This is a genomic window from Plantibacter sp. AC185, assembly GCF_979258065.1.
The window spans coordinates 1,104,967-1,127,008 of sequence record NZ_OZ409831.1 but is presented as its reverse complement, the minus strand read 5'-3'; the positions used below and the strand labels follow the sequence as shown (position 1 = coordinate 1,127,008).

General features: G+C 70.3%; 24 protein-coding genes and 1 tRNA gene. 12 read left to right on the top strand and 13 right to left on the bottom strand.

The window, feature by feature from the left end; translation table 11 throughout:
• The first annotated feature begins 6 nt into the window (after nucleotides 1–6).
• Nucleotides 7–672, top strand: a complete 666-nt coding sequence (locus ACZZZB_RS05400) for a hypothetical protein (protein WP_137242227.1) — start codon at nucleotides 7–9, stop codon at nucleotides 670–672.
• A gap of 143 nt (nucleotides 673–815) precedes the next feature.
• Nucleotides 816–1,223 (top strand): SseB family protein, encoded by a 408-nt coding sequence (locus ACZZZB_RS05395; RefSeq protein WP_137242226.1) that lies wholly within the window; start codon nucleotides 816–818, stop codon nucleotides 1,221–1,223.
• Nucleotides 1,224–1,397: 174 nt separating this feature from the next.
• Here ACZZZB_RS05395 and radA read toward each other — a convergent pair whose 3' ends face one another.
• Nucleotides 1,398–2,774: a DNA repair protein RadA gene (gene radA, locus ACZZZB_RS05390; protein ID WP_064294317.1), complete on the bottom strand. Its 1,377-nt coding sequence runs from the start codon at nucleotides 2,772–2,774 to the stop codon at nucleotides 1,398–1,400.
• Nucleotides 2,775–2,883: 109 nt separating this feature from the next.
• Between radA and ACZZZB_RS05385 the strand changes: the two genes are divergently transcribed.
• A tRNA-Ser gene (locus ACZZZB_RS05385) sits at nucleotides 2,884–2,973 on the top strand.
• A gap of 450 nt (nucleotides 2,974–3,423) precedes the next feature.
• Here the strand turns inward: ACZZZB_RS05385 and ACZZZB_RS05380 are convergent.
• Nucleotides 3,424–3,711: a hypothetical protein gene (locus tag ACZZZB_RS05380; protein WP_086474532.1), complete on the bottom strand. Its 288-nt coding sequence runs from the start codon at nucleotides 3,709–3,711 to the stop codon at nucleotides 3,424–3,426.
• A gap of 24 nt (nucleotides 3,712–3,735) precedes the next feature.
• The gene (locus tag ACZZZB_RS05375; RefSeq protein WP_133060003.1) at nucleotides 3,736–3,978 is read right to left on the bottom strand and encodes a hypothetical protein; all 243 of its coding nucleotides are present in this window, start codon (nucleotides 3,976–3,978) and stop codon (nucleotides 3,736–3,738) included.
• 184 nt (nucleotides 3,979–4,162) lie between these two features.
• Between ACZZZB_RS05375 and ACZZZB_RS05370 the strand changes: the two genes are divergently transcribed.
• The 5 genes from ACZZZB_RS05370 to ACZZZB_RS05350 are packed head-to-tail and all read left to right on the top strand — an operon-like array spanning nucleotide 4,163 to nucleotide 6,950.
• A complete protein-coding gene (locus ACZZZB_RS05370) occupies nucleotides 4,163–5,128 on the top strand; it encodes a nuclear transport factor 2 family protein (RefSeq protein WP_463529148.1) in 966 nt (321 codons plus the stop codon).
• 44 nt (nucleotides 5,129–5,172) lie between these two features.
• Nucleotides 5,173–5,790 (top strand): GNAT family N-acetyltransferase, encoded by a 618-nt coding sequence (locus ACZZZB_RS05365; protein WP_463529147.1) that lies wholly within the window; start codon nucleotides 5,173–5,175, stop codon nucleotides 5,788–5,790.
• Nucleotides 5,791–5,799: 9 nt separating this feature from the next.
• Nucleotides 5,800–6,168: a nucleoside triphosphate pyrophosphohydrolase family protein gene (locus ACZZZB_RS05360; protein WP_463529146.1), complete on the top strand. Its 369-nt coding sequence runs from the start codon at nucleotides 5,800–5,802 to the stop codon at nucleotides 6,166–6,168.
• Nucleotides 6,169–6,177: 9 nt separating this feature from the next.
• Entirely contained in the window at nucleotides 6,178–6,441 is a 264-nt protein-coding gene (locus tag ACZZZB_RS05355) for a DUF1653 domain-containing protein (protein WP_463529145.1), read from the top strand.
• 17 nt (nucleotides 6,442–6,458) lie between these two features.
• Nucleotides 6,459–6,950: an SRPBCC family protein gene (locus tag ACZZZB_RS05350; protein ID WP_463529144.1), complete on the top strand. Its 492-nt coding sequence runs from the start codon at nucleotides 6,459–6,461 to the stop codon at nucleotides 6,948–6,950.
• A 13-nt stretch (nucleotides 6,951–6,963) separates the two neighbouring features.
• Here ACZZZB_RS05350 and ACZZZB_RS05345 read toward each other — a convergent pair whose 3' ends face one another.
• Nucleotides 6,964–7,281: a DUF7882 family protein gene (locus ACZZZB_RS05345; RefSeq protein ID WP_463529143.1), complete on the bottom strand. Its 318-nt coding sequence runs from the start codon at nucleotides 7,279–7,281 to the stop codon at nucleotides 6,964–6,966.
• Nucleotides 7,282–7,352: 71 nt separating this feature from the next.
• Between ACZZZB_RS05345 and ACZZZB_RS05340 the strand changes: the two genes are divergently transcribed.
• Together ACZZZB_RS05340 and ACZZZB_RS05335 are read left to right on the top strand one after the other, a co-directional pair.
• Nucleotides 7,353–7,703: a DUF6804 family protein gene (locus ACZZZB_RS05340; protein WP_463529142.1), complete on the top strand. Its 351-nt coding sequence runs from the start codon at nucleotides 7,353–7,355 to the stop codon at nucleotides 7,701–7,703.
• Nucleotides 7,704–7,759: 56 nt separating this feature from the next.
• Nucleotides 7,760–9,043: an FAD-binding protein gene (locus ACZZZB_RS05335; protein WP_463529141.1), complete on the top strand. Its 1,284-nt coding sequence runs from the start codon at nucleotides 7,760–7,762 to the stop codon at nucleotides 9,041–9,043.
• A 161-nt stretch (nucleotides 9,044–9,204) separates the two neighbouring features.
• Here ACZZZB_RS05335 and ACZZZB_RS05330 read toward each other — a convergent pair whose 3' ends face one another.
• The 4 genes from ACZZZB_RS05330 to ACZZZB_RS05315 all read right to left on the bottom strand — a co-directional run bounded on the left by ACZZZB_RS05330 (nucleotide 9,205) and on the right by ACZZZB_RS05315 (nucleotide 12,044).
• On the bottom strand, nucleotides 9,205–9,867 hold the full coding sequence (locus ACZZZB_RS05330; protein ID WP_463529140.1) for a pentapeptide repeat-containing protein: 663 nt from the start codon (nucleotides 9,865–9,867) through the stop codon (nucleotides 9,205–9,207).
• A gap of 82 nt (nucleotides 9,868–9,949) precedes the next feature.
• Nucleotides 9,950–10,255, bottom strand: a complete 306-nt coding sequence (locus ACZZZB_RS05325) for a hypothetical protein (RefSeq protein ID WP_463529139.1) — start codon at nucleotides 10,253–10,255, stop codon at nucleotides 9,950–9,952.
• A gap of 9 nt (nucleotides 10,256–10,264) precedes the next feature.
• Complete coding sequence (locus tag ACZZZB_RS05320) at nucleotides 10,265–10,516, bottom strand: putative acetyltransferase (protein ID WP_463529138.1); 252 nt, start codon at nucleotides 10,514–10,516, stop codon at nucleotides 10,265–10,267.
• A 34-nt stretch (nucleotides 10,517–10,550) separates the two neighbouring features.
• Entirely contained in the window at nucleotides 10,551–12,044 is a 1,494-nt protein-coding gene (locus ACZZZB_RS05315; RefSeq protein ID WP_463529137.1) for an SDR family NAD(P)-dependent oxidoreductase, read from the bottom strand.
• A gap of 193 nt (nucleotides 12,045–12,237) precedes the next feature.
• Between ACZZZB_RS05315 and ACZZZB_RS05310 the strand changes: the two genes are divergently transcribed.
• Together ACZZZB_RS05310 and ACZZZB_RS05305 are read left to right on the top strand one after the other, a co-directional pair.
• On the top strand, nucleotides 12,238–15,861 hold the full coding sequence (locus ACZZZB_RS05310; protein ID WP_463529136.1) for a DEAD/DEAH box helicase: 3,624 nt from the start codon (nucleotides 12,238–12,240) through the stop codon (nucleotides 15,859–15,861).
• Nucleotides 15,862–15,924: 63 nt separating this feature from the next.
• Complete coding sequence (locus tag ACZZZB_RS05305; protein WP_079705195.1) at nucleotides 15,925–17,661, top strand: cation:proton antiporter; 1,737 nt, start codon at nucleotides 15,925–15,927, stop codon at nucleotides 17,659–17,661.
• Between the two features lie 241 nt (nucleotides 17,662–17,902).
• On the opposite strand, the gene ACZZZB_RS05300 is transcribed toward ACZZZB_RS05305, so the two are convergent.
• The 5 genes from ACZZZB_RS05300 to ACZZZB_RS05280 form a co-directional block, all read right to left on the bottom strand.
• A complete protein-coding gene (locus tag ACZZZB_RS05300) occupies nucleotides 17,903–18,142 on the bottom strand; it encodes a hypothetical protein (RefSeq protein WP_202939381.1) in 240 nt (79 codons plus the stop codon).
• Nucleotides 18,143–18,255: 113 nt separating this feature from the next.
• A complete protein-coding gene (locus ACZZZB_RS05295) occupies nucleotides 18,256–19,239 on the bottom strand; it encodes an SDR family NAD(P)-dependent oxidoreductase (protein ID WP_463529135.1) in 984 nt (327 codons plus the stop codon).
• 103 nt (nucleotides 19,240–19,342) lie between these two features.
• Nucleotides 19,343–20,110 carry a polyprenol monophosphomannose synthase gene (locus tag ACZZZB_RS05290; protein ID WP_463529134.1) on the bottom strand — a complete coding sequence of 256 codons (768 nt, stop codon included), beginning with the start codon at nucleotides 20,108–20,110 and terminating at the stop codon, nucleotides 19,343–19,345.
• Between the two features lie 77 nt (nucleotides 20,111–20,187).
• Complete coding sequence (locus ACZZZB_RS05285; protein ID WP_463529133.1) at nucleotides 20,188–20,859, bottom strand: class F sortase; 672 nt, start codon at nucleotides 20,857–20,859, stop codon at nucleotides 20,188–20,190.
• Nucleotides 20,856–22,040, bottom strand: coding sequence for a glycosyl hydrolase family 8 (locus tag ACZZZB_RS05280; protein WP_463529132.1), 1,185 nt, complete (start codon nucleotides 22,038–22,040; stop codon nucleotides 20,856–20,858). Before ACZZZB_RS05280 ends, ACZZZB_RS05285 begins: the two co-directional genes overlap by 4 nt.
• Nucleotides 22,041–22,042 lie beyond the last annotated feature (2 nt).

Sequence of the window (22,042 nt, the reverse complement as noted above, 5' to 3'; positions counted from 1 at the left end):
GTGAGCATGTCGAGCCTCACGAATCCCCGCGGACCGGAGCGGCCCGCCGTCTACTGGCGACGCAGGTTGATCGTGTTCGGCGTCCTGCTCGCCGTCATCGTCCTGGTCATCGTGCTCATCGTCCGGCTCGCGTCGGGTCCGGGCACCGAGAACACCGCCGCGAAGACGACCCCGACGCCCACCGCGACCCCCGCGCCGACGCCGGCTCCTGAGGCGTCGACGACCGCACCGATCGATGAGGCCGCGACCACCGACCCCGGTTCGGCGGCCGCGTGCACCGCCGACCAGATCCGCGTCGAGGCGGTCGTGAACGGGACGAGCTTCGCGGCGGACGAACTCCCGCAGCTTTCGCTGAGCGTGACGAACACCGGTTCGGCCGCGTGCACGATGAACGCCGGCACAAGTCAGCAGGTCTTCACGGTGTCGAGCGGTGAGGAGCCGTACTGGACGTCGACCGACTGCCAGACGGCACCGAGTGACCAGCAGGTGCTCCTCGAGCCGGGGAAGACGGTCTCGTCGAACCCCCCGATCACCTGGGACCGCACGCGGTCGGCGCCCGACACCTGCGACCAGCCGCGCGACCCGGTGCCCGCCGGTGGCGCCTCGTACCACCTGAACACGTCGATCGGCGGCTTCGCCTCCGCCGACAGCGCGCAGTTCCTGCTCAACTGACGGAACCTGTTCGCCGAGCCGCCCCGGTCACCGAGCCATCCCGGTCACCGTGCCGCCCGGTCACTGAGCCGCTCCCTCGCCGGTCACTGAGCCTGTCGAAGTGCTCGACCCGCGGCCCCGCACCGGCCTGCGACAATGGACGCATGGCGAAGCAGAAGCGACCCGAGTTCCGTTCCGAGCCCTTGGCCGCGGCCCTCACCGCCGGCGACATGGTGGCCGTAGCACTCGCGTTGCGGAACGGCCGGTTCGTCGTCCCGCTCATGAAGCCGGGCAACCCCGACAAGCCGACGGAGACCGGTGAGGTCTGGATGTTCCGTCAGCCCGAGACCGCGAGGCTCGCGCTGCTCCTCTTCTCCGACGCGAAGAACAAGCCGGCCGCCCTGCCTCCCTACGTCGGCCTGCACGACGGCACCTGGCTGGCGAGCTTCCTCCGCACCTACGGCGACGACATCGAGACGGTGCTGTTCGACGTCGCCGGTCCACACTCGCTGCAGGCGTCGCCGGAGGAACTGCTGCGGGTGCTCGAGCTCGAGGCGCCGGCGGCCGAATAGCCCGACCCTGTCTGCGGGCCGTGCTCTCGGCGGCGTCCGCGGTTCACAACTCCTGCACGTCGTCATCCGAACGCGAACAGGTCCCGTTCTGGGGCCCTGCGGGACCAGTCCGCAGGAGTTGTGAGCAGCGTGCCCCTGCTCTGGTTGTCGGAGCAGGCAGGTGGGCGGCTGCGCTCAGAAGGCCGCGTCGAGCTCGCGTTCGCGTCGGGCGGGGCGTGCTGCCTCGGCTGCGGTCTTCGCGATGCCCAGCACCGACTTGAGGTCGTTGCTGACATCGGAGTTGAGCAGCAGCTTGTAGCCGAGGCGGTTGCCCTCCGAGCCGCGCTGCTTCGCGACACTCACCGGACGCACTTCGCCGCTGAGGCTGATCTCGCCGTAGGCCGCGAGGTCGCGGGGGAGGGCCAAGTCGCGGATGACGGAGACCAGGGCGAGGGCGATCGCGAGGTCGGCCGCCGGTTCGCTGATCTTCACGCCGCCGACGGTCGAGATGTAGACGTCGTGGTCGGTGAGGTCGTAGGAGTAGCGGCCGTGCAACACGGCGAGGATCATCGCGACACGTGAGGGGTCGACGCCGTTGGTGACCCGGCGGGGGTTCGGTGCCTGCGTCTTGTTGATGAGCGCCTGGACTTCGACGGGGAGCGCGCGGCGACCCTCCATGACGATGGTGACGCAGGTGCCGGCCACGGGCTCGTTCTGGCTGAGGAAGAGGGCGCTCGGGTCGGGGACCTCGGCGATGCCGTCGCCGGCCATCTCGAAGCAGCCGACCTCGTCGGTGGCGCCGAAGCGGTTCTTCTGCGCGCGGAGGAAGCGGAGCGCGGTGTGGCGGTCGCCCTCGAACTGGCAGACGACGTCGACGAGGTGTTCGAGGAGCCGGGGGCCGGCGATCGAGCCGTCTTTCGTGACATGGCCGACGAGCAGGATCGGGAGGTCGCGTTCCTTGGCGATGCGGGTGAGGACGGCTGAGACTTCGCGGACCTGGCCGGGTTGCCCGGCGAGGCCGTCGGACTGCGAGGAGGAGACGGTCTGGACGGAGTCGACGATGAGGAGCTTGGGCTGCACCTGGTCGATGTGGCCGAGGATGGTGGCGAGGTCGGTCTCGGAGGCGAGGTAGAGGTCGTCGTGGAGGGCCCCGGTGCGTTCGGCGCGGAGGCGGACCTGGCTGACCGACTCCTCGGCGCTGACGTAGAGGACGCGGGCGCCGGTCTTCGCCGCGCGCGACGCGACCTCGAGGAGCAGGGTCGACTTGCCGACGCCCGGCTCACCGGAGAGGAGGATCGCGGCGCCGGGGACGATGCCGCCGCCGAGCACCCGGTCGAACTCGGCGATGCCGCTCGACCAGCGTGGTGCCTCGTCGGCGCTTGCCTGCGTGATGGGGCGTGCGGCGCGTTCGTCCGTGGCGCGGATCGGGGTCAGCTTGCCGAGGACACCGGTGGGAGCCGAGGCTTCGACGACCGTGCCCCACTGCTGGCATTCGCCGCATCGACCGGCCCATTTGGCGGTGGTCCAGCCGCATTCGGTGCAGCGGAATGCGGGGGAGGGTGCCTTGGCCATGCGGCCAGCCTAAGCGCGGCCGCCGACACCGCCGGCCCTCCGCGCCGCCTGTGGATGACCGGCATCGCTCAATTCGCGTCGGGGCTCGTCTTCTATTACACTCGACCCCGGTACCGTGTCCGAGCGGCCGAAGGTGCAACTCTCGAAAAGTTGTGTGCTTGAAAGAGCACCGTGGGTTCAAATCCCACCGGTACCGCCACGAAGAAGCCCCCTCCATCCCCGAGCAACACCGGGACGGAGGGGGTTTTTCGTCGTCATGCCCGTCCGTCGGCGGCACGGGCGGCATAGCATCGAAGCGTGCAGACGGGGGAAGACGCGGAGTTCGAGGTCGAGCCTCGCTGGAAGGAAGAGGTCGTCTACTGGGAGGGGGCCGAGGGCTTCGTCTTCGACGCCGGGTGGGGCGTGGATCCGCCCGTGCTCTACATCCCGTTCCCAGAAGAGTGGGACGCGGTCACTGCGCCATGGATGCATGGCCGACGCGATGAGATCGTGGAACGGCTACGTCGACATTCTCGGCATCGGATCGAGCCCGGGCCCTATCCCGGCCCGGGGCGCCGGGTTACACGCTGACCGAGAGCCGAGAGATCGCGAGTAACGTTCCGCGCGAGCACGCTGCAGATCGGAATGAGCGCAAGGAGCCACGGCTCGTTCATGATGATCGACTCCGGTCGACAGGTGCCCGGCGAGATGAGGAGCGCGACATCCACCTCGTCGCCTGCTCTGCGACGGCGGACAGCACCAGCCCGGGCGTCATGATCAGTGCTACCGCCGCGATGCCGATGAGCGACACGAAGGCGTCGGAAATCGTCGCCGCTTCCCACGCACCAGCGGGGATCTCGCGCAGCATCGCGTTCCGCAGCCCCTCCCACAGGAGGTAGCCGACCCCGAGGCCCAGCAGACCGCCGACGGTGCGAGCGAGCGCGTACCGGTTCAGCATGCACGGAGCCTTTCGTCGAAGCGATCAGGCATCATCACGGGGCCGGGATGTCTGGATCGCGTCTGCGACCTCGTGCTCGGAGAAGCCGTCCTCGAACAGCTGCGCGCGGACCTCGACGTCGGCACGAGCCTGCTTCCCCTGCGGCCGTCGACGGCGCATCCGCATGTACTGGGTGCCGAGCGCAAGGACGAGGAAGAGGACCAGCACGGCGAGCAGGAGTCCGAGCGCCAGCAGCAGCCCACCACCCACGTCTTGGATCAGGCCCACGATGCACCCCCCCCCCCGGATGTCACGATCGTTGCACCCAGGGTAGAGAACAGGCCAGGCAGATGCGAGCCGCGAGAGCAGACTTCGGGAGGTTTCAACCGCCGTCGAACTGAAAGACACGGATTCCCAGCGAAGCCCAGGGACACCTCACCTGAGGTTCAGAACGCCGTCGCACAGTGATTCCATGACCAGATCACGTGCCCTCGTCGTCCCCCTCGTCCGCACCGTTGCTGTCCTCGCCGGCGTCTCACTGCTCGCGGGGTGCCAGGCCACCTCCGCAGCCGTGCCTGATCCGTCGTCCTCGGTCTCGTCGGCGCGAAAGGGGAGCGCCGACGGCGGCTCGATGGGCGACCGCAGCGACTCGAAGACCGAGCAGAAGAACCTCGCCGCCGTGCTCAAGCTCTACACGGACGCCTTCCCCGACCCCGCCTCCTCGAAAGCGGTGGCCACGACCGACAAGCTCGTCGCGGCCGACGCCGTCGCGCACGGCTCCGGGCAGAAGAGCGGGCCGAGCGGCGTCCTCGCCGAGTTCACCGCCGACCGGACACGGGTCCCCGGGGCGCAGGCGGTCGTCAAGCACACCGCGGCCGACGGTGACCTCGTCGCCGTGCACTACCAGGTCGCCTCCGACCCGGCCGACGAACGGACAGGCGAGGCCGCTGTCGACCTGTTCCGCGTGCGGGACGGCGCCGTCGTCGAGCGATGGGCGTTCGATCAGCCGATCGCGACCGGGACACCGGCGAGCGGGAACACCAACACGATGTTCAGCGACCTCTACAGCCCGGCGAAGCCCGCGGTCGCGCCGTCGGAGAAGCAGGAGGAGCAGAACCGGACGTTCGCGGTGAACGCGTACGACACGCTGTTCCGCGACCAGGACGTCTCGATCCTCGACAAGGCCTTCGACCCCGCCTACCTCCAGCACAACCCGGTCGCACCCAACGGAACGGCAGCGCTCAAGTCGTTCTTCTCAGGTTCCGCGACCTTCCCACCGCAGGAGTCGGTCATCTCGCTGAGCGATGGCGACCTCGTGTGGACGTTCTCGCAGAGCGTCGGCGCGAAGGCGGACGACCCCGTTCTGGCAGCGGACATCTTCCGGGTCGACGACAAGCTCATCCGCGAGCACTGGGACGTGGTGCCGACCGCCGGGTGAGTGTCTGGCCTGCACAGGAGTTCCGCCTCTACGATGGGGGCACCGTGACGACCCTCGACCCGCATCCGTTCGCGATCCGCCCCTACGAGCCGACCGACGAACCATCCTGGGTGCGTTGCCGGGTGCTCGCCTTCCTCTCGACGCAGTATTACGACGACGTGTGGCCTCGCCGCCCCGATGTCGTGGCGCCGTCGTTCGGGCTGGTCGCGGTCGACACCGACGGACGGGTGCTCGGCCTGCTCGACGTCAGGGTCGACGGTGATGAGGCCACGATCGACTCGATCGCGACACATCCCGATCACCAGGGCAGGGGGATCGCCGCCGCTCTCCTCGAGGTCGCCGTGGAGCGGCTGACCGAGGCGGGTGTCACGAGGCTCGATGCGTGGACCCGCGAGGACCAGGCAGCGAACTCCTGGTATCGACGCAACGGCTTCTCCGAAACGTTCCAGTACCTGCATGTGCACCTGGAAGACGGAGACGATGCCGAAGGGTTCACGACTCCGCCCGGGTTCAGCAGCCCGGTCCGCGCGTTCGCCCATGCGGGCATCGAGCGCGAGCAGGAGCTCAGGGAACGCTTCGCTCGGGTGTATGTGTGCCGCCAGTATGTCCGGGACCTTTCCGCCGGAACTCCGGTCGAGACAGGTGTCGAAAGCGCTGACTAGGCTCTGGGGATGACTCAGGACTTCACGACGCTGAACGCCCACGCCATGGAGGTCGCCGCCGCCTACGACGATCTCAGCACGAAGCGGATCGGACGCCCATGGACGAACCAGGAGGTCGCCCTCGGCTTCGTCGGCGACGTCGGTGACCTTGCCAAGATCGTGATGACGCTCGAAGGGACGCGTCGCATCGACGGCATCGGACTCGAACAGCTCGAGTACGAACTGTGTGATGCCGTCTGGTCGTGTCTCGTGCTCGCCGACCGGTTCGGGATCGACATCGGCGAGGCGTTCCCCCGCCAGATGCAGGATCTGGTGCGGCACGTGTCCGAGCTCCGGGCCGACGAAGCGAGCGCTGATTCTGCGACGCCCGCTGGTTAGAATCGCGGCATGAGCGACGACAGCACAGCCAGCACCGACGACGGCGAGTCCTTCGGCGTCGAACCCGGCACCTACCGACACTTCAAGGGTGCACGGTACGAGGTCATCGGCGTCGGGCGCCACAGCGAGACCGAGGAGCCGTACGTCTTCTACCGGACGACCACGACCCCGCCGACGTCGTGGGTGCGACCGCTCGCGATGTTCGTCGAGCCCATCTCGCGCGACGGCTACGAGGGACTGCGCTTCGCCCGCGTCGAGGACGACGCCGACTGACCACGGAGGAGCATTGCATGACCGACACCGATCACACACAGCCCGAACCGGCCGACGAGCGCGACCTGTTGGTCGAGCGCATCATCCACGCGCCGCGATCGGCCGTCTGGACGGCGTGGACCGACGCCGCGGCGCTCGCGCAGTGGTGGGTGCCGGCGCCGGCGGTGTGTCGAGTCGTCGAGTTCGAGCTGCGACCCGGCGGGTCCTTCCGCACCGAGTTCAGTGAGGACGGCGTCGACTTCGTGCCGCAGATCACCGGATGCGTGCTGGAGGTCGTTCCGGAGCAGCGACTCGTCTGGACGACGGCGCTGACCGCAGGCTGGCGGCCCGCCGAGCAGCCGTTCATCACCGCCGTGATCGACCTCGCGGACCACCCCGACGGCACCCGCTACCGCGCGACTGCACTCCACAGCGGAGTCGCCCAGCGCGACGAACACCTCGAACTCGGCTTCCACGCCGGCTGGGGGATCGTCACGGAACAACTCGCCGCGCTGGTTGAGCAGCGCTGAACTAGCCCTCCGGTCACGCCGTCTCCGGATCGGTCGCAGTACCGGGTTCGGGCGTCAGCATCATGCCGCCCGGCGTATAGGAGGAGTCGAGCAGGGCGCGCACCCACGCCTGGTTGACCGAGGGCTCCGGCTGCGCGAACCGGAACTGCAGCGGGACGTCGCTCGTGATCCAGAGACTCACCCGCCCGCCGCCGTCCACAGCCCCCTTCGTCCATTCGACGAAGAAGGACTCCCGACGACGCAACTTGTTCCCGATCGCGGCCCTGAGGTGGGCGAGCACGCGGTCGTCGAAGTCGTAGTGACTTCCGGCACCGTAGATGAGAACGCCCATGCAGTGATTGTGCCGCATCTGCCCCGCCGCACCGCTCGGCGACGCCCCGCCGCTCCACGTAAACTCGTGGGATGCCGAGTCCGACCCCCGCACCCGCACCCTTCGCCCTTCGCCCGGCGCTCATCCCGGGCATCATGGGTGCGGTCGCGCTCATGCTCGGGCTCGCGCTGCTCGAGCTCGACGCCTTCACGATCGTGTTGTTCGTGGTGAGCATCCTCGCGCTCATCATGGCCGTGTTCGCCTGGCAGGCCAAGCGGCCGCTCTGGATGATCCCGACGCTGCTCGTCGCGATCGTGTGGAACCCGGTCCTCCCGCTCCCGTTCAGCGGCATCCCCTGGATCATCGCGCAGTTCCTCGGCGCGGTCGTGCTCGTCTCCGTCGGTGTCCTGCTCGAGAACAAGCACGCCGCCCCGCCCGCCTGATCGGAAATGTTTCGGGAACGCCTGCGGGTCGTCCCGGCTCTGGCAAGCTTGCGCTCATGACGCTTGAACGCAACTGGGCCGGTACACACACCTTCGCAGCGCCGCGGATCGTGAACGCCACGTCGATCGACGAGGTCCGCACACTCGTCGCGGAGGCCGCCAGGACGGGCACGCGGGTCCGCGCCCTCGGCACCCGACACTCGTTCACCGACCTCGCCGACTCCGACGGCACGCTCATCACCGTGCTCGACCTCCCCGCCGACCCGGTGTTCGACGAGGCTGCCGGCTCGGTGACGATCGGAGCCGGGACGCGCTACGGGATCGCCGCCGCCTGGCTCGCCGAACGGGGCCTCGCCTTCCACAACATGGGCTCGCTCCCGCACATCTCCATCGGCGGCGCGATCGCGACCGGCACCCACGGTTCCGGCAACGACAACGGCATCCTGTCCTCAGCCGTCAGCGGTCTCGAGTACGTCGACGCCACGGGCGAACTCGTCCACGTCCGTCGTGGGGACCCCGGTTTCGACGGCCTCGTCGTCGGGCTCGGCGCGTACGGCATCGTGGTGCGCGTGACGGTCGACGTGCAGCCCGCCTACCGCGTGCGTCAGGACGTCTACCGCGACGTCCCGTGGGACGCCGTCCTCGCCGACTTCGAGGGCGTCACCGGCGGTGCCTACAGTGTCAGCATCTTCACGAACTGGCTCGGCGACACCGTCGAGCAGATCTGGTGGAAGACCCGCCTGGCCGCTGGTAACGACGAGCTGCCCGTGGTCCCGGAGTCGTGGCTCGGCGTGCAGCGGGACTCCCTGACTGCCGGCAACCTCGTCGAGACTGACCCCGACAACCTCACGCTGCAGGGCGGTGTCCCCGGTGACTGGTGGGAGCGGCTGCCGCACTTCCGGCTCGAGTCGACGCCGAGCAACGGCGACGAGATCCAGACCGAGTACTTCATCGACCGCGCCGACGGACCCGCCGCGATCACGGCCCTGCGCGCGCTCGGCGACCGCATCGCCCCGCTGCTGCTCGTGACCGAACTGCGCACGGCGGCGCCCGACAAGCTCTGGCTGAGCGGTGCGTACCACCGGGAGATGCTCGCCGTGCACTTCACCTGGCGCAACCTGCCCGAGGAGGTCCGGGCCGTGCTGCCCGCGATCGAGGAGGCGCTCGCGCCCTTCGGTGCCCGCCCGCACTGGGGCAAGCTCAACCTCCTCACCGCCGAGCGCATCGCCGAGGTCGTGCCGCGGCTCGCCGATGCGCGGGACCTCTTCGAGGAGTTGGACCCGGCAGGGACCTTCTCGAACGCACACCTGGAGCGCATCGGGGTCCGTCTGCCCCGGTAGCGGGTGCCGATGGCTCGGGTGCCAGCGCGGTGCGCTGACGCGAGCGCTGGGGAACCGGCGTGGGTGCGGGGCACACGCGTGAGCGCGGGTTTCCGGAGACCCGCGCTCACGCGTCAGACCCGCGGTGACGTCAGCGCACCGCGCTGGCGCAACCCGAGAGGTCAGTCCTCGACTCGGATGCCGAACTGCTCGGCGAACATCGCCGCGAGCTCGCCGACCTGGAACGGGGTCATCGTCGCACCCCGAAGGTGCTCGATGCCGGCGATGCGCCGCAGCTCGAGCGTCCGGAGGTCGACGTCGGTGAGCCTCGCCCGCGTGACGTCGAGACTGTTGAGGGCGCAGTCGACGAACCGCACCCGGGTGGCCGTCGCATCGGCGAGGTCGAGTTCGTCGATCGTGCAGTCCTCGAACAGGACGTCCTGCAGCACAGCACCCCGCAGGTTGACGAACCCGAGCTTGCAACCGGTGACCCGCACCGACTGCCAGTTCGCGTCGTAGCAGTCGGCGGAACCGACCCGTGACCCCTCCAGTTCGACGTCGCGCAGCCGACTCCGTGGGGCGAGGAGGATGGGCGCGTCCCACCGCTCGAGCCGGGAGTCGAGGAACGACGCCGCCCGGAAGTCGGTCTGGTCGGCTCGAATGCCCGCGAGCAAGGACTCGGAGATCGTGATGCCCGAGAGGTCACGATGCGACAGGTCGAGGTCGGCGAACCGCAGGCCTTCGACGCTGTCGTGCGCGTCGAGGGCTCCCTCGTCGCCGTCGGTCAATCCGATGAGACGGACGGGGTCGAGCCGTGGTGCCGTCGTTCCGGTGCGTTTCGCCATGCCGTGTTCTCCCGATGCCCGTGCGTGAAGGGGTGATCCGGCCAGCCTAGGGGCGGCCGCCGACGGGCTTCCGAGCCACCGCTCAGCTCGCTGTGAACCGACCGGGGAGGAACGGCAGGAGTGGAGCGCGGTAGACGAGCGACGTGTCGACGCCGGCGGTCAGGGTGGTCCGGGCCGCGCCGTACCGCCAGACCCGGTTGAAGAGGAAGACCTCGAAGGAGACGTCCGTCCCGCCGACCTGCCAGCTCCCCGTGCCCCACTGCGCCGGCTGGCCGCGCCCGTCGAACACCACCGTCGGACGCTGGAGGGCGCCGTACCAGGGACGTCGGAGTGTCACTTCGACGCGATGCTGCGTCGGCGCCGGGTCCTGGGTGACTTCGCTGCTCATCGGCCCAGCCTAGGGCGAGCGGCGGCGTTCCCGTGGTGCCGGTGCCGGCGGGACGGGCTTCGCCGCGATGACGTCGCTGTCGGCGATCTCGACCGGTCCGCGCTTGGTCTCGACCGTGCAGCCCGTGTCCGACCGCTCGACGAGCTCGCCGAGGGCGTCGGTCGCACCCGCCTCAGCGCCCTCGGGCAGTGCGAAGCGCACGACGACCCGCGAGCCGAGCGGTGCCTCCCTGAGGAAGCTGACGGCCGCCGGTCCGATCATCGCCGGGTCCTCGACCACGACCGCGAGTCGAAGCTCACCAGGAGCTCGGGCGGTAGTCCTTGAGGAAGACGCCGAACAGGTTCTCGCCGGCCTCGCCGCGGACGATCGGGTCGTACACCCGTGCCGCGCCGTCGACGAGGTCGAGCGGGGCGTGGAAGCCCTCCTCCGCCAGCCGCACCTTGGTCGGGTGCGGGCGCTCGTCGGTGATCCAGCCGGTGTCGACGCTCGTCATGAGGATGCCGTCGGTCTCGAACATCTCCCGCGCGCTCGTCCGGGTGAGCATGTTCAGCGCGGCCTTCGCCATGTTCGTGTGCGGGTGGCCTGGACCCTTGTACCCGCGACCGAAGACGCCCTCCATCGCGGAGACGTTGACCACGTAGGTGCGCGGGAAGTCGGATGCCGCCATCGAGGCACGCAGCCGGCTGATGAGGATGAACGGCGCGGTCGCGTTCGCCAGCTGGACCTCGAGCATCTCGATGGGCTCGACCTGGTCGACGTTCTGCACCCAGCTGTTGCTGTGGTCGACGTCGGGCACGAGTCCACCGGCGTCGATCGCGGTGCCGGCGGCGAGGCGTTCGAGCGAGGACGACCCGGCCGTCATGGCGGCCTCGGTGAGGGCGTCGGCCTTGGCGGCCGCAGCGGCGAGGATCGGGTGGGCGGACACCGACGCCGCGAGCGACAGCGGGTGCGCGTCGTTCGTGTAGCCGAAGGTGACGAGCTCGGGCAGCGGGCCGTCGGGCAGCGGGGCGAGCTCCGCGTCGACGAGCGGCTGGTACGCGCCCTTCGTGCGGCGGACCGTCTGCGCGGCGTTGTTGATGAGGATGTCGAGCGGGCCCTGCTCGGCCACCGAGTCCGCGAGGGCGATGACCTGGGCAGGGTCGCGGAGGTCGATGCCGACGACGCGCAGGCGGTGCAGCCACTCGGCGCTGTCGGGGAGCGCGCTGAAGCGGCGGACGGCGTCGCGTGGGAACCGCGTCGTGATGGTGGTGTGGGCACCGTCGCGCAGGAGTCGCAGCGCGATGTACATGCCGATCTTCGCGCGGCCGCCGGTGAGGAGGGCGCGCTTGCCGGTGAGGTCGGTGCGGGCGTCGCGCTTCGCGTGGCTCATCGCCGCGCACTGCGGGCAGAGCTGGTGGTAGAAGGCGTCGACCGTCGTGTACGGCTGCTTGCAGATGTAGCAGTTGCGCGGCACCAGCAGTTCGCCGGCGGTCGGAGCCGTCGTGGTGGTGGCGAGCGGGATGCCCCGCGTCTCGTCGTCGATGCGGTCGGGGGCGCCCGTCGCGGTGGCGGCGATCACTGCGCGGTCGGCGTCGGCGATCCGAGCCCGACGGTCGAGTCGGCGCTCCTTCTTGACCGCCTTGAACATCTTGGCGGTGGCGCGGCGCACCTGGAGGTAGTCGGGGTGCTCCTCGTCCATCGTCGCCATGGTCTGGAGGACGCGCAGCGTGACCTCGAGATCGGTGGGATCGATGCCCGCGTCGTCGCCGGGAGCGTGGTTCGCAGGCTCGTCGTGGGGGAGAGAGGTCATTGCTTCATTCTACGAGCCGCCGGACGTGCCTCGGACGGTGCCGTGGTCAGCGCGGGGCGCTGGACCGACCGCGACCCGCAGGCGTGAGCGCGCCCCTCCGGAGGGGTGCGCTCACGCCGGAGACCCGCGCTCGCGTCCGCGCACCGCGCTGGACCGAGGGAAGGGTGTCCGTCGTGCGTGAGACCATGGGGCGATGACTCCCGAGCCCGCACCACTGGTCGATGTGGCCGACCTCGTCCGGCTCGTCGGGCGGGTGGCGTTCGACCGCGGCCGGGTCTACGCGAGGGACGGCCGGGTCACCGCCGCCGACTGGGACCCCGACAAGCGTCGGCTCCATGGGATCGTCGAAGGCTCCACCGACGTCCCGTACGCCTGCATCATCGACCTCGGCGCCGACACCGGCGGGTTCGCACGGATCGAAGGCAGCGCGTGCTCCTGCCCCCTCCGCGGTGACTGCAAGCACATCGTCGCCACCCTGCTGCACAGTAACGCGGCCCACCTCCGGGCGGAGGGTCGCTCCGACCGATGGGTGGCCCCGCAACGGCCGACTTCGGGGAAGGAGGCGTCCTGGCGTTCCGACCGGCGTTGGACCGCGCCCATCAACGACCCCGCGCTCGACGAACCGGCCGAGCACCAGCCGATGTACACCCTCGACGAGCTCGACGACCTCCCTGACGCCTGGCGTCCGGAGGCGGAACGGCGAGCAGCGCGATGGACCCCGAGTCCGCAGACGCCGCCGGCACCGCCCAGCTGGCGGAACCGCCTCGACTCCCTCGCCGGCGATGCCGGTCGCGCCACGGCGCCGACGGCCATGGGCCTGCAGTTCGAGGTCCGCGAGAGCATCCCGCGCACCGCCGAACGCTGGCGCGGACCCACCTCCCGCACGGCCGACGGCCCGCCCGAGCCTCGGCACCCCCGGCGAATCGCCGTCCGACCCGTCGTCAAGAAGGCCGGCGGCGGCTTCGTGAAGTCGACGATCTCCTGGACCTCCTTCACACACCAGGGCCACCGGCTGTCGCTCGATCCGGCACACCAGCAGTGGTTCACGCAGTTCCAGGCGCTCCTGCGTGCCACCCGTCCGCCGGCCGGTGCCTACGCCGGCGCCGGTGACTCCGACTGGCTCGTCCTCGACGATTTCGGCAGCCCCGTCCTCTGGCATCTGTTCGAGGAGGCGGCCCAACTCGGGATCGAACTCGTCGGCACGCGCAAGGGCACGGTCGCCCTCGGCACCACAGCCGCCATCCGGCTGGATGCCGCGCACGACGACGACGGCGTGGTCCTCCGATCCGTCGTGACGATCGACGGCACCGACGTCGACGCCGCCACGAGCGGAGCCCTCGGCGACCACGGGCTCTACCACTACACGCTCGAACCCCAGCAGGCGATCGTGCTCGCACCCCTTGCCGAACCGCTGACGGACGAGGCCCGCGGACTCCTCGGGCCAGGCGAGCCCGTCGTCGTCCCCGAGGCCGAGGTGGCGGAGTTCCTCGAGCACTACGTCCCACGACTCCGCCGCAGCATCTCGCTGAGCTCGACGGACGGCACCGTGGCCCTGCCCGAGATCGTGCCGCCGGTCCTCGTGCTCACGGCCTCGTTCGAACCGAAGCAGACCCTGCGCCTCGCCTGGTTCTGGCAGTACGCCCCGGCGCAGCGCGTCCCGATCGGTGGCGGCACCCCGGCGCTCGCCGCAGGACGGCCGCTCGTGTCGACGGTGCCGCACGGCGTGCCGACCGACGCCGCCACCGGAGGTCCCGCTGCCGAGGTCCTCCGCGACGAACGCTCGGAGCGGGCCATCCTCGACCGGGTCGGTGCCGCCATCGCCGCCGCAGCGGAACCGGAACGCCGGGCACTCGCCGCGGGCTCGTTCGACGAGCTCACGACCCCTGGCGTCTGGCCGCCCAGGCCGCAGGTCCTGACGGAGTTCGACGCGGCACTCGTCACCGAGCGCACCCTGCCCGTGCTCGAATCGCTCGACGACGTCCTCGTCGAGGTGTCCGGCGACCGCCCTGAGTACCGGGAACTCACGGGCACGCCCCACATCTCGGTCACCACGGTGGAGACGGAGCAGCGCGACTGGTTCGACCTCGGGATCGTCATCCACATCGGCGAGTACAGCGTCCCCTTCGAGCCCCTCTTCAAGGCCCTCTCGAAGGGGCGCACCAAGCTGCTCATGGTCGACCACACCTACCTCTCGCTCGAGCACCCCGCCTTCGACCGCCTGCGCGAGCTGCTCACCGAGGCGGCCGCGCTCAAGGAGTGGGAGACGAAGCCGAGCATCAGCCGTTACCAGGCGAGCCTCTGGGCCGACTTCGAAGACCTCGCCGACGAGACCGAGCAGGCCGTCTCCTGGCGCGAGGCTGCAGCCGGACTCAACGCGATCGAAGCGGTCCCCGACACCCCGCTGCCGTCGGGACTCCACGCCGACCTCCGGCCCTACCAGGTCGAGGGCTTCCGCTGGCTCGCGTTCCTCTGGCAGCACGGACTCGGCGGCATCCTGGCCGACGACATGGGGCTCGGCAAGACGCTGCAGACACTCGCCCTCGTCGCCCACGCGCGCGAGACCACCGGCACCATGGCGCCGCCGTTCCTCGTCGTCGCCCCGACGTCGGTCGTCTCCAACTGGGTCGCCGAGGCCACGCGCTTCGTGCCCGGCCTCGTCGTCCGCAGCATCGCGACCACGCAGGCGAAGGGCAGCGCGTCGATCGCGGACCTCGCGACGGGCGCCGACATCGTGGTCACGAGCTACGCGCTCTTCCGGCTCGACGCACCGGCGTACCAGGCGGTCGAGTGGTCGGGGCTCATCCTCGACGAGGCGCAGTTCGTGAAGAACCACCGCGCCAAGCTGCACGAGTGCGCGGTCGACCTCCGGGCGCCGTTCAAGCTCGCGATCACCGGCACTCCCATCGAGAACACCCTCATGGAGCTCTGGTCGCTGCTGTCGATCGTCGCACCGGGTCTGTTCGCGTCGGCACCGCGCTTCACCGAGCACTACGTCAAGCCGATCGGCAAGGGCCTCGACTCGAGTCGGTTGCAGACCCTGCGTCGGCGGATCCGTCCGTTGCTCATGCGCCGGACGAAGGAGATGGTCGCGCCCGAACTGCCGCCGAAGCAGGAGCAGGTGCTCCGTATCGAGCTCGCACCGGCCCACCGCAAGCTCTACGACCTCGTCCTCCAGCGCGAACGGCAGAAGCTCCTCGGACTCGTCGACGACCTCGACCGCAACCGGTTCATCGTGTTCCGCTCGCTCACCCTCCTGCGCATGCTCAGCCTCGACGCGAGTCTCATCGATGCCGAGGAGCACGCGGGCATCCCCTCGAGCAAGCTCGACGCGCTCCTCGAACAACTCGACGACGTCGTCGCCGAGGGGCACCGGGCGCTCATCTTCAGCCAGTTCACGAGCTTCCTCGGCACCGCCGCCCGCCGGCTGGAGGAGCAGGGCATCGCGTACGAGTACCTCGACGGGTCCACCCATCGTCGGGGTGAGGTCATCGACCGATTCCGCACCGGTGACGCCCCCGTGTTCCTCATCAGCCTGAAGGCCGGCGGGTTCGGCCTCAACCTGACCGAAGCGGACTACGTCTTCCTGCTCGACCCGTGGTGGAACCCGGCAGCAGAGGCACAGGCCATCGACCGCACACACCGCATCGGCCAGACGGAGAACGTCATGGTCTACCGGTTGGTCGCCGCCGACACCATCGAGGAGAAGGTGATGGCGCTCCAAGCCAAGAAGTCGGAGCTCTTCGCCGCGGTCCTCGACGACGACGCGGTCTTCAGCCAGGCGCTCACGGCGGAGGACATCCGGGGCCTGCTCGAATAGCTTCCCGGCACCCACGACAGCCGTCGGGGTGGGGCCGGCCGAGCGACCGATAGCCTGATCGCTATGGAACTCGGGGTGTATGCGGTCGTCGGCATCGCGGTGATCGTCGCCGTCGCGGCCTTCTCCCGCAAGCTCGGCGTCGCCGCACCGATCATCCTCGTGATCGTCGGTGTCGGGCTCTCGTACCTCCCGGGCGTCCCGGAGATCGAGGTCGAACCGGAACTCGTGCTCGACGTCGTCCTGCCGCCGATCCTCTATGCCGCGGCGATCAGCGTCCCGATCATGGACTTCCGCCGGAACCTCGCCACCATCACGAGTCTGTCGGTCGTGCTCGTCATCGTCACCGCGTTCGGTGCCGGCTTCCTCCTCTTCAGCCTGCTGCCCGACCTCAACCTCGCCGCCGCCATCGCCCTCGGCGCGATCATCAGCCCGCCCGACGCGGTCGCGGCGACGTCCATCGGACGCCGTCTCGGCCTTCCGCCCCGCCTCCTGACGGTGCTCGAGGGCGAGGGGCTCGTGAACGACGCGACCGCGCTCGTGCTCCTCCGATCGGCGAGCGCTGCGGCTGCCGGCGGCATGCTCACGCCGTGGGCGACGGTCGGCGACTTCGTCTACGCGGTCGTGCTCGCGATCATCGTCGGCTTCATCGCCGGGTACGTCACCGTCTGGCTGCGGTCGAAGCTCAACGACTCCGTCCTCGACACCGCGATCTCCATCGCCGTCCCGTTCGTGGCGTTCATGCCGACCGAGGCGCTCGGTGGGTCCGGCGTGCTTGCCGTCGTCATCGCCGGCCTGTACACGGGGCACGCGAGCTCGGCCGCGTTCTCGGCGCAGGCGCGGATCAGCGACCGCATCAACTGGCGGACCATCCAGTTCCTGCTCGAGAACGCCGTATTCCTCCTCATCGGACTCGAGATCCGCACCCTCATCGGTGCCGTCGACGCCGAGATCCTGTCCGTCGAGGAGTCCATCGGGATCGGTCTCGTCGCGACGGCCGCGCTCATCGCGCTGCGGTTCCTGTGGGTGGGGCCACTGGTGCTCGGGCTCCGTGCACGAGAACGCTGGGCCGAGCGGCAGACCCTGCAACGGTGGCTGTCGATGGGGTACTCGGAACGGTTCCCGAGACAGAACCGCCGATGGCACCGGCGGCGGCGGCGGGAGCGCGCCTACGAGCGGCAGCGCGCCGACCTCGAGCAGTTGCGGCTGGAGCAGATCGACTGGCGAGGTGGCGTCATCCTCAGCTGGTCGGGCATGCGCGGCGTCGTGACGCTCGCCGCCGCACAGTCACTGCCGCAGAGCACCCCGTACCGCGAGCAGCTCGTCCTCATCGCCTTCACGGTCGCCGTCGTGACGCTCGTCGTCCAGGGCGGCACGCTGCCGTGGCTCATCCGGTTGCTGAAAGTGCAGGGGATCGACGAGTCCGAGGACCGCCGACAGCTCGCGACCCTACTCGACGAGATCAGCTATGCGGGCATCAGTGTGCTGGAGGATCCGGCGTCGGCGGTCGGCATCGAGGAGGAGATCGACCCCGATCTGCTCGAACGCGTCAGGCAGTCGACGTTCCTGCGGGCGGAAGCCGCCTGGGAACGCTCGCGTGAGTCGGTCTCGCCCAGTGAGACGCACGCCGAGACGCCGCACCGGCTCTACCGCCAGCTGCGCCTGGCCGTCGTGCAGGCCGAGCGCGAGCGGCTCCTCGACGCCCGGGCGCGCGGTGCATACCCGTCGCGCATCCTCGCCGAGGCGCAGACGATGCTCGACATCGAGGAGACGCGCTTGCGGCCGCCTCGTGCCGACCACTAGAGCTGGGTGACTTTTCTCAGGAGTCCTCCGGTGCGCCGCCCGGTGGGCGGACCGACGCGCCGGCGAACTCCTGAGAAAGGGTCGGTGGGGTCAGGAGCTTGGGCCGGGGTTGGTGATGTCGGCGACGCACTCCGCCTCGCGCCGACCGCTAGAGCTGGGTGACTTTTCTCAGGAGTCCTCCGGTGCGCCGCCCGGGAAACGGACCGACGCGCCGGCGAACTCCTGAGAAAGGGACGCGCGGTCAGCTGTGCGGGCCGGGGTTGGTGATGTTCGCGACGCGCTCCGCCTCGCGCTCGGCCGCAGCATCGCGTTCGGTCTCCGAACCGGGGTTCGTGATGTCGGCCTCGCCGCTCGCCGCGGGGTCGTCGGCGGCGACGTGCGGGCCGGGGTTCGTCGTGGACGCCACGCGCTCGGCCGCCGCGTCGTCGACGGCCTCGTCGTGTGGGCCCGGGTTGTTGATGTCGGCGTTCTGGTCACTCATGGGGTGCTCCTTCCGAGATCCGCCTGGGCGGTCTCCGTCTCGCGCATCGTCGCGCTGATCCGCTCTCACGGTAGGTCCGTGGGCGGGTGACTGCAAGGGGTGGCGCCGGCCGATCAGTCGCGGGCGGCGAAGGCGTCGACTCCGGTGAGTTCTGCGGAGAGCGCCCAGAGTCGGGCCGCCTCCTCCGGATCGGTCGCGTGGTCGGCGACACCGGAGGCCGGGGAGACCGCGGTCTCGGCCGGGCCGGCGATGTCGCAGTCCTCGCAGAACACCCCGCCGAGGCCGTCGAGCGACGGCGAGGTCGCGGCCCAGACCTCGGTTGCGGCACCCTGCTCGGGCGACTTGAACCCCGAGACGAGGAGGTTGCCGTCGGCGTCGACCCAGCCGAGCGCCATCATCTCCTCGCGCGGCAGGTGCCGCTGCAGCGGCGTGAGGATGCCACCGGGGTGGACGGAGAACGCACGGACGCCCTCTTCGGCACCGAGCGTGTCGAGCTGGAGGGCGAAGAGCGCGTTGGCGGTCTTCGCCTGCCCGTAGGCCTCCCACTTGTCGTAGCCGTGCTCGAACTGGACGTCGTCCCAGCGGATCCCGGAGCGCTTGTGGCCGCTGGAGGACAACGCGACGACCCGCGAGGAGCCGCCCTTGACGATGGCGGGCCAGAGGCGGTTGACGAGGGCGAAGTGGCCGAGGTGGTTCGTCGCGAACTGGAGCTCCCAGCCGGGACCGACGCGCGTCTCGGGAGCCGCCATGACACCGGCGTTCGTGATGACGAGGTCGATGCCCCGGCCCGTGGAGAGGAAGCGGTCGGCGAACGCCTCGACGCTCGCGAGGTCGGCCAGGTCGAGTTCGTCGACCTCCACACCGTCGATGCCGGCGAGCTCCTCGCGAGCGGTCTCCGGTCGCCGTGCGGGGACGATGACGTGGGCACCCGCGCCGACCAGGGCACGGACGGCCTCACGGCCGATACCCGAGTAGCCGCCGGTGACGATGGCGAGCTTGCCGGTGAGGTCGATGTCCTCGAGCACCTCCGCCGCGGTGCTCGAGTGGCCGAAGCCGGAACCGATGGGGTGCTGCGGGGTGCGCGTGCGATTGGTCATGCCCTCACGCTACGACTCCGGGGAGGGCGGCGGAACCGGAAGGACCTGGGAAGATGTGCAGCCCTCGTCGGCCCGTGGTCGTCGCCGGCCGCGCCACCTGGTCTCAGCGGGTGGACAGCACGCGCACGGAGGGCAGTGGGTGGCCCTGCAGCAGCGCGCGAACCTCCTGCAGACGGCGACGCACGCCCCACATCGTGACCTTCTTGAGCGACTCGGAGACGATGCCGCCGCTCATCTTCGACTCGCCCGACACCCGCTCGGTGAAGACGATGGGCGTCTCCACGACCCGGAGCCCGCGCTGCAGCGCCCGCCAGAGGAGGTCGACCTGGAAGCAGTACCCCTGCGACGCGACGTCGGCGAGGTCGATCCGGCGCAGCGCCTCGCTGCGGAACGCGCGGAACCCGCCGGTCGCGTCGGCGACACCGATCCCGAGGGCGAGTCGTGTGTAGAGGTTGCCGCCGCGACTCAGCGCGAGCCGATGCGCGGGCCAGTTCTCGACGACGCCACCCGGGACCCAGCGCGAGCCGAGCGCGAGGTCGTGGTCGTCGAGGAGTCCGATCAGGCGGGGCAGGTCCTCGGGGTGGTGGGAGCCGTCCGCGTCCATCTCGACGATGACCTCGTAGCCGCGCGCGAGCGCCCAGGCGAAGCCCGCGAGGTACGCCCCGCCGAGCCCGTCCTTCACGGCCCGGTGGAACACGTGCACCTGCGGGTGCTGCGCGGCGAGCTGATCGGCGAGGAACCCGGTGCCGTCGGGGGAGGAGTCGTCCACGACGAGGATGTCGACCCCGGCGACGGCGAGCGTGCGGTTCACGATCGGCTGCAGGTTGTCGAGTTCGTTGTAGGTGGGGATGACGACGAGTGAGCGGTTCACGTCGGTTCCTTTCGGGTCGTTGGGAGTGGTTCGGAGCGGGGCGGCCCCTCGACAGGAGCCAGGGGTGGGGAGCGGCGCTACGGGGTCGTGCCGACGAGCGATGCGAAGACGACGTAGTTGTTCGCGTAGGTGTTCGCGGCGTCGTCGAAGGGTCCGTTGCAGGTGATGAGCCGGAGCTGCGCGTCGGGCGTCGGCCCGTAGACCTCCTCGGTGGGGAAGGTCTTCTTCTCGACGTCGATGGCGCGGTCCACCGCGTAGGTGGCGGTCGAGCCGTCGGACATCGTGACCGTCACCTGGTCGCCCGCCACGAGCTGCTTGAGGTGGACGAACACCGCCTCACGGAGGGTCGTGTCGAGGTGACCGGCGATGACCGCGGGCCCCACCTGACCGGGCAGGACGCCGGCGCGGTACCACCCGGCGTCCTCCCACTCGACCGGCGGCAGGAGGACACCGGACGCATCGCGCTCGAGCGGTTCGACCGCCGCGTCGACCCCGATCGACGGGATCTGCACCCGGCTCACGCTCAGCGCGCTGATATCGGCGGCCGGCGCCTGGGCGACCGGGTCCTGCTTCGCACCGGCGGCGCCACGGTCGGTCGCCTCCGAGGAGGTGATGGGCCCGTCGGCGGCGTTCGGCGAGGTCGGCGTCTGCCCGGCGTGCGTCGTGGCGCAGCCCGAGAGGGCGAGCACCGTGAGGAGTGCTCCGGCCGCGGCGAGCGTGCCGATCGTCCGGCGGTGTGCGCGGATCATGAGGTGGCTCCTTCGGTGAGCGGCGGGCACCCGTCCAGCTCACCGGTCGTGAGCATCATGGGCGCGAGGGCTGCCCAGGCGGCGCCGAAGTAACTCGGCACCTCCTGCGCGAGTTCGTCGGCGGCTCGGAGGTCGTCAGCCGACTCCGGCAGGTTGCCGACGGCTGCGCGCGCGGCTGCTCGGGCCTGGAGGGCGAGCGGGTGCACGTCCGAGGTCAGTGGTGATCCGCCGAGATCGGTCTCCGCCCGCAGCTCCTTCGACCGCGCGAGGGTCGAGGCGAGGCGGGCGGCCGTCGCCTGGTCGGCGGTGTCGCAGGACTCGGCGTAGCGGATCGGGAGTCGGGCCGCGTCGTAGCCGTAGCGGACGCTCTGCCCGGTCCCTGCCGCGCCGGGCATGGCATCGACGGAGCCGTCGGCGTGCACCTGGGCCCAGTCCGGCGGCAGCGGGCTCTCGTCGAGCAGGGTGGTGGTGACCGCTGCGGAACCCGCCTGCAGTTCGGCCCACCGCGGGTCACCCGTCGCCGCACCCAGCACCGAGAAGGCGACGGGGGAGGCGTAGGACGGGTTGTACGCGTAGGGCTCGGTCGCTGCGGCCCAGACACCGGGCAGGAGGATCCGGCCCGCGGAGGTCTCGGCGGTCATGCGGTCCGCGATCACACCGGCAAGCGTGACGCCGGCCTCGGTGAACCGCGGCTCGTCGAAGCGGGTACCGGCGATGACGAGGGCGCGGGCGGCGTCGAGGTCCGCATCGCTGGCGGGTTCGTCGTCGACGACCTCGCCGTCGCTCCATCGCCAGGCGAGCAGTCCGTCGGGGCGCTGCAGGTGCTGCTCGGTCCAGTCCCAGATCTCGGTGAAGGACTGCTCGTCCCCGACACCGGCCGCGACGAGCAGTCCGTAGGCCTGCCCTTCGCTGACCGTGTCGTCACCCTGGTCCCGGCGCACGACGCGGCCGTCGTCGACCCAGTCGGCGAGGAACGCGTCTGCGGCCTCGGTGGTGGTCCGGTCCGTGACCGTCGAGGTCGGGCCAGGCTGTCCGTCGGCGTCGGTCGCGCCGGGTGACGCAGCCGTCGGACCCTGGAGGAGGTTCGCGGGGAACCCGGTCGCCAGCGAGGCGATCACGGCGGTCGCGGTGACCGCGGCGACCGCGGTCGCGGCGATGCCGATCGTCTTCTTGGCGCTCATGG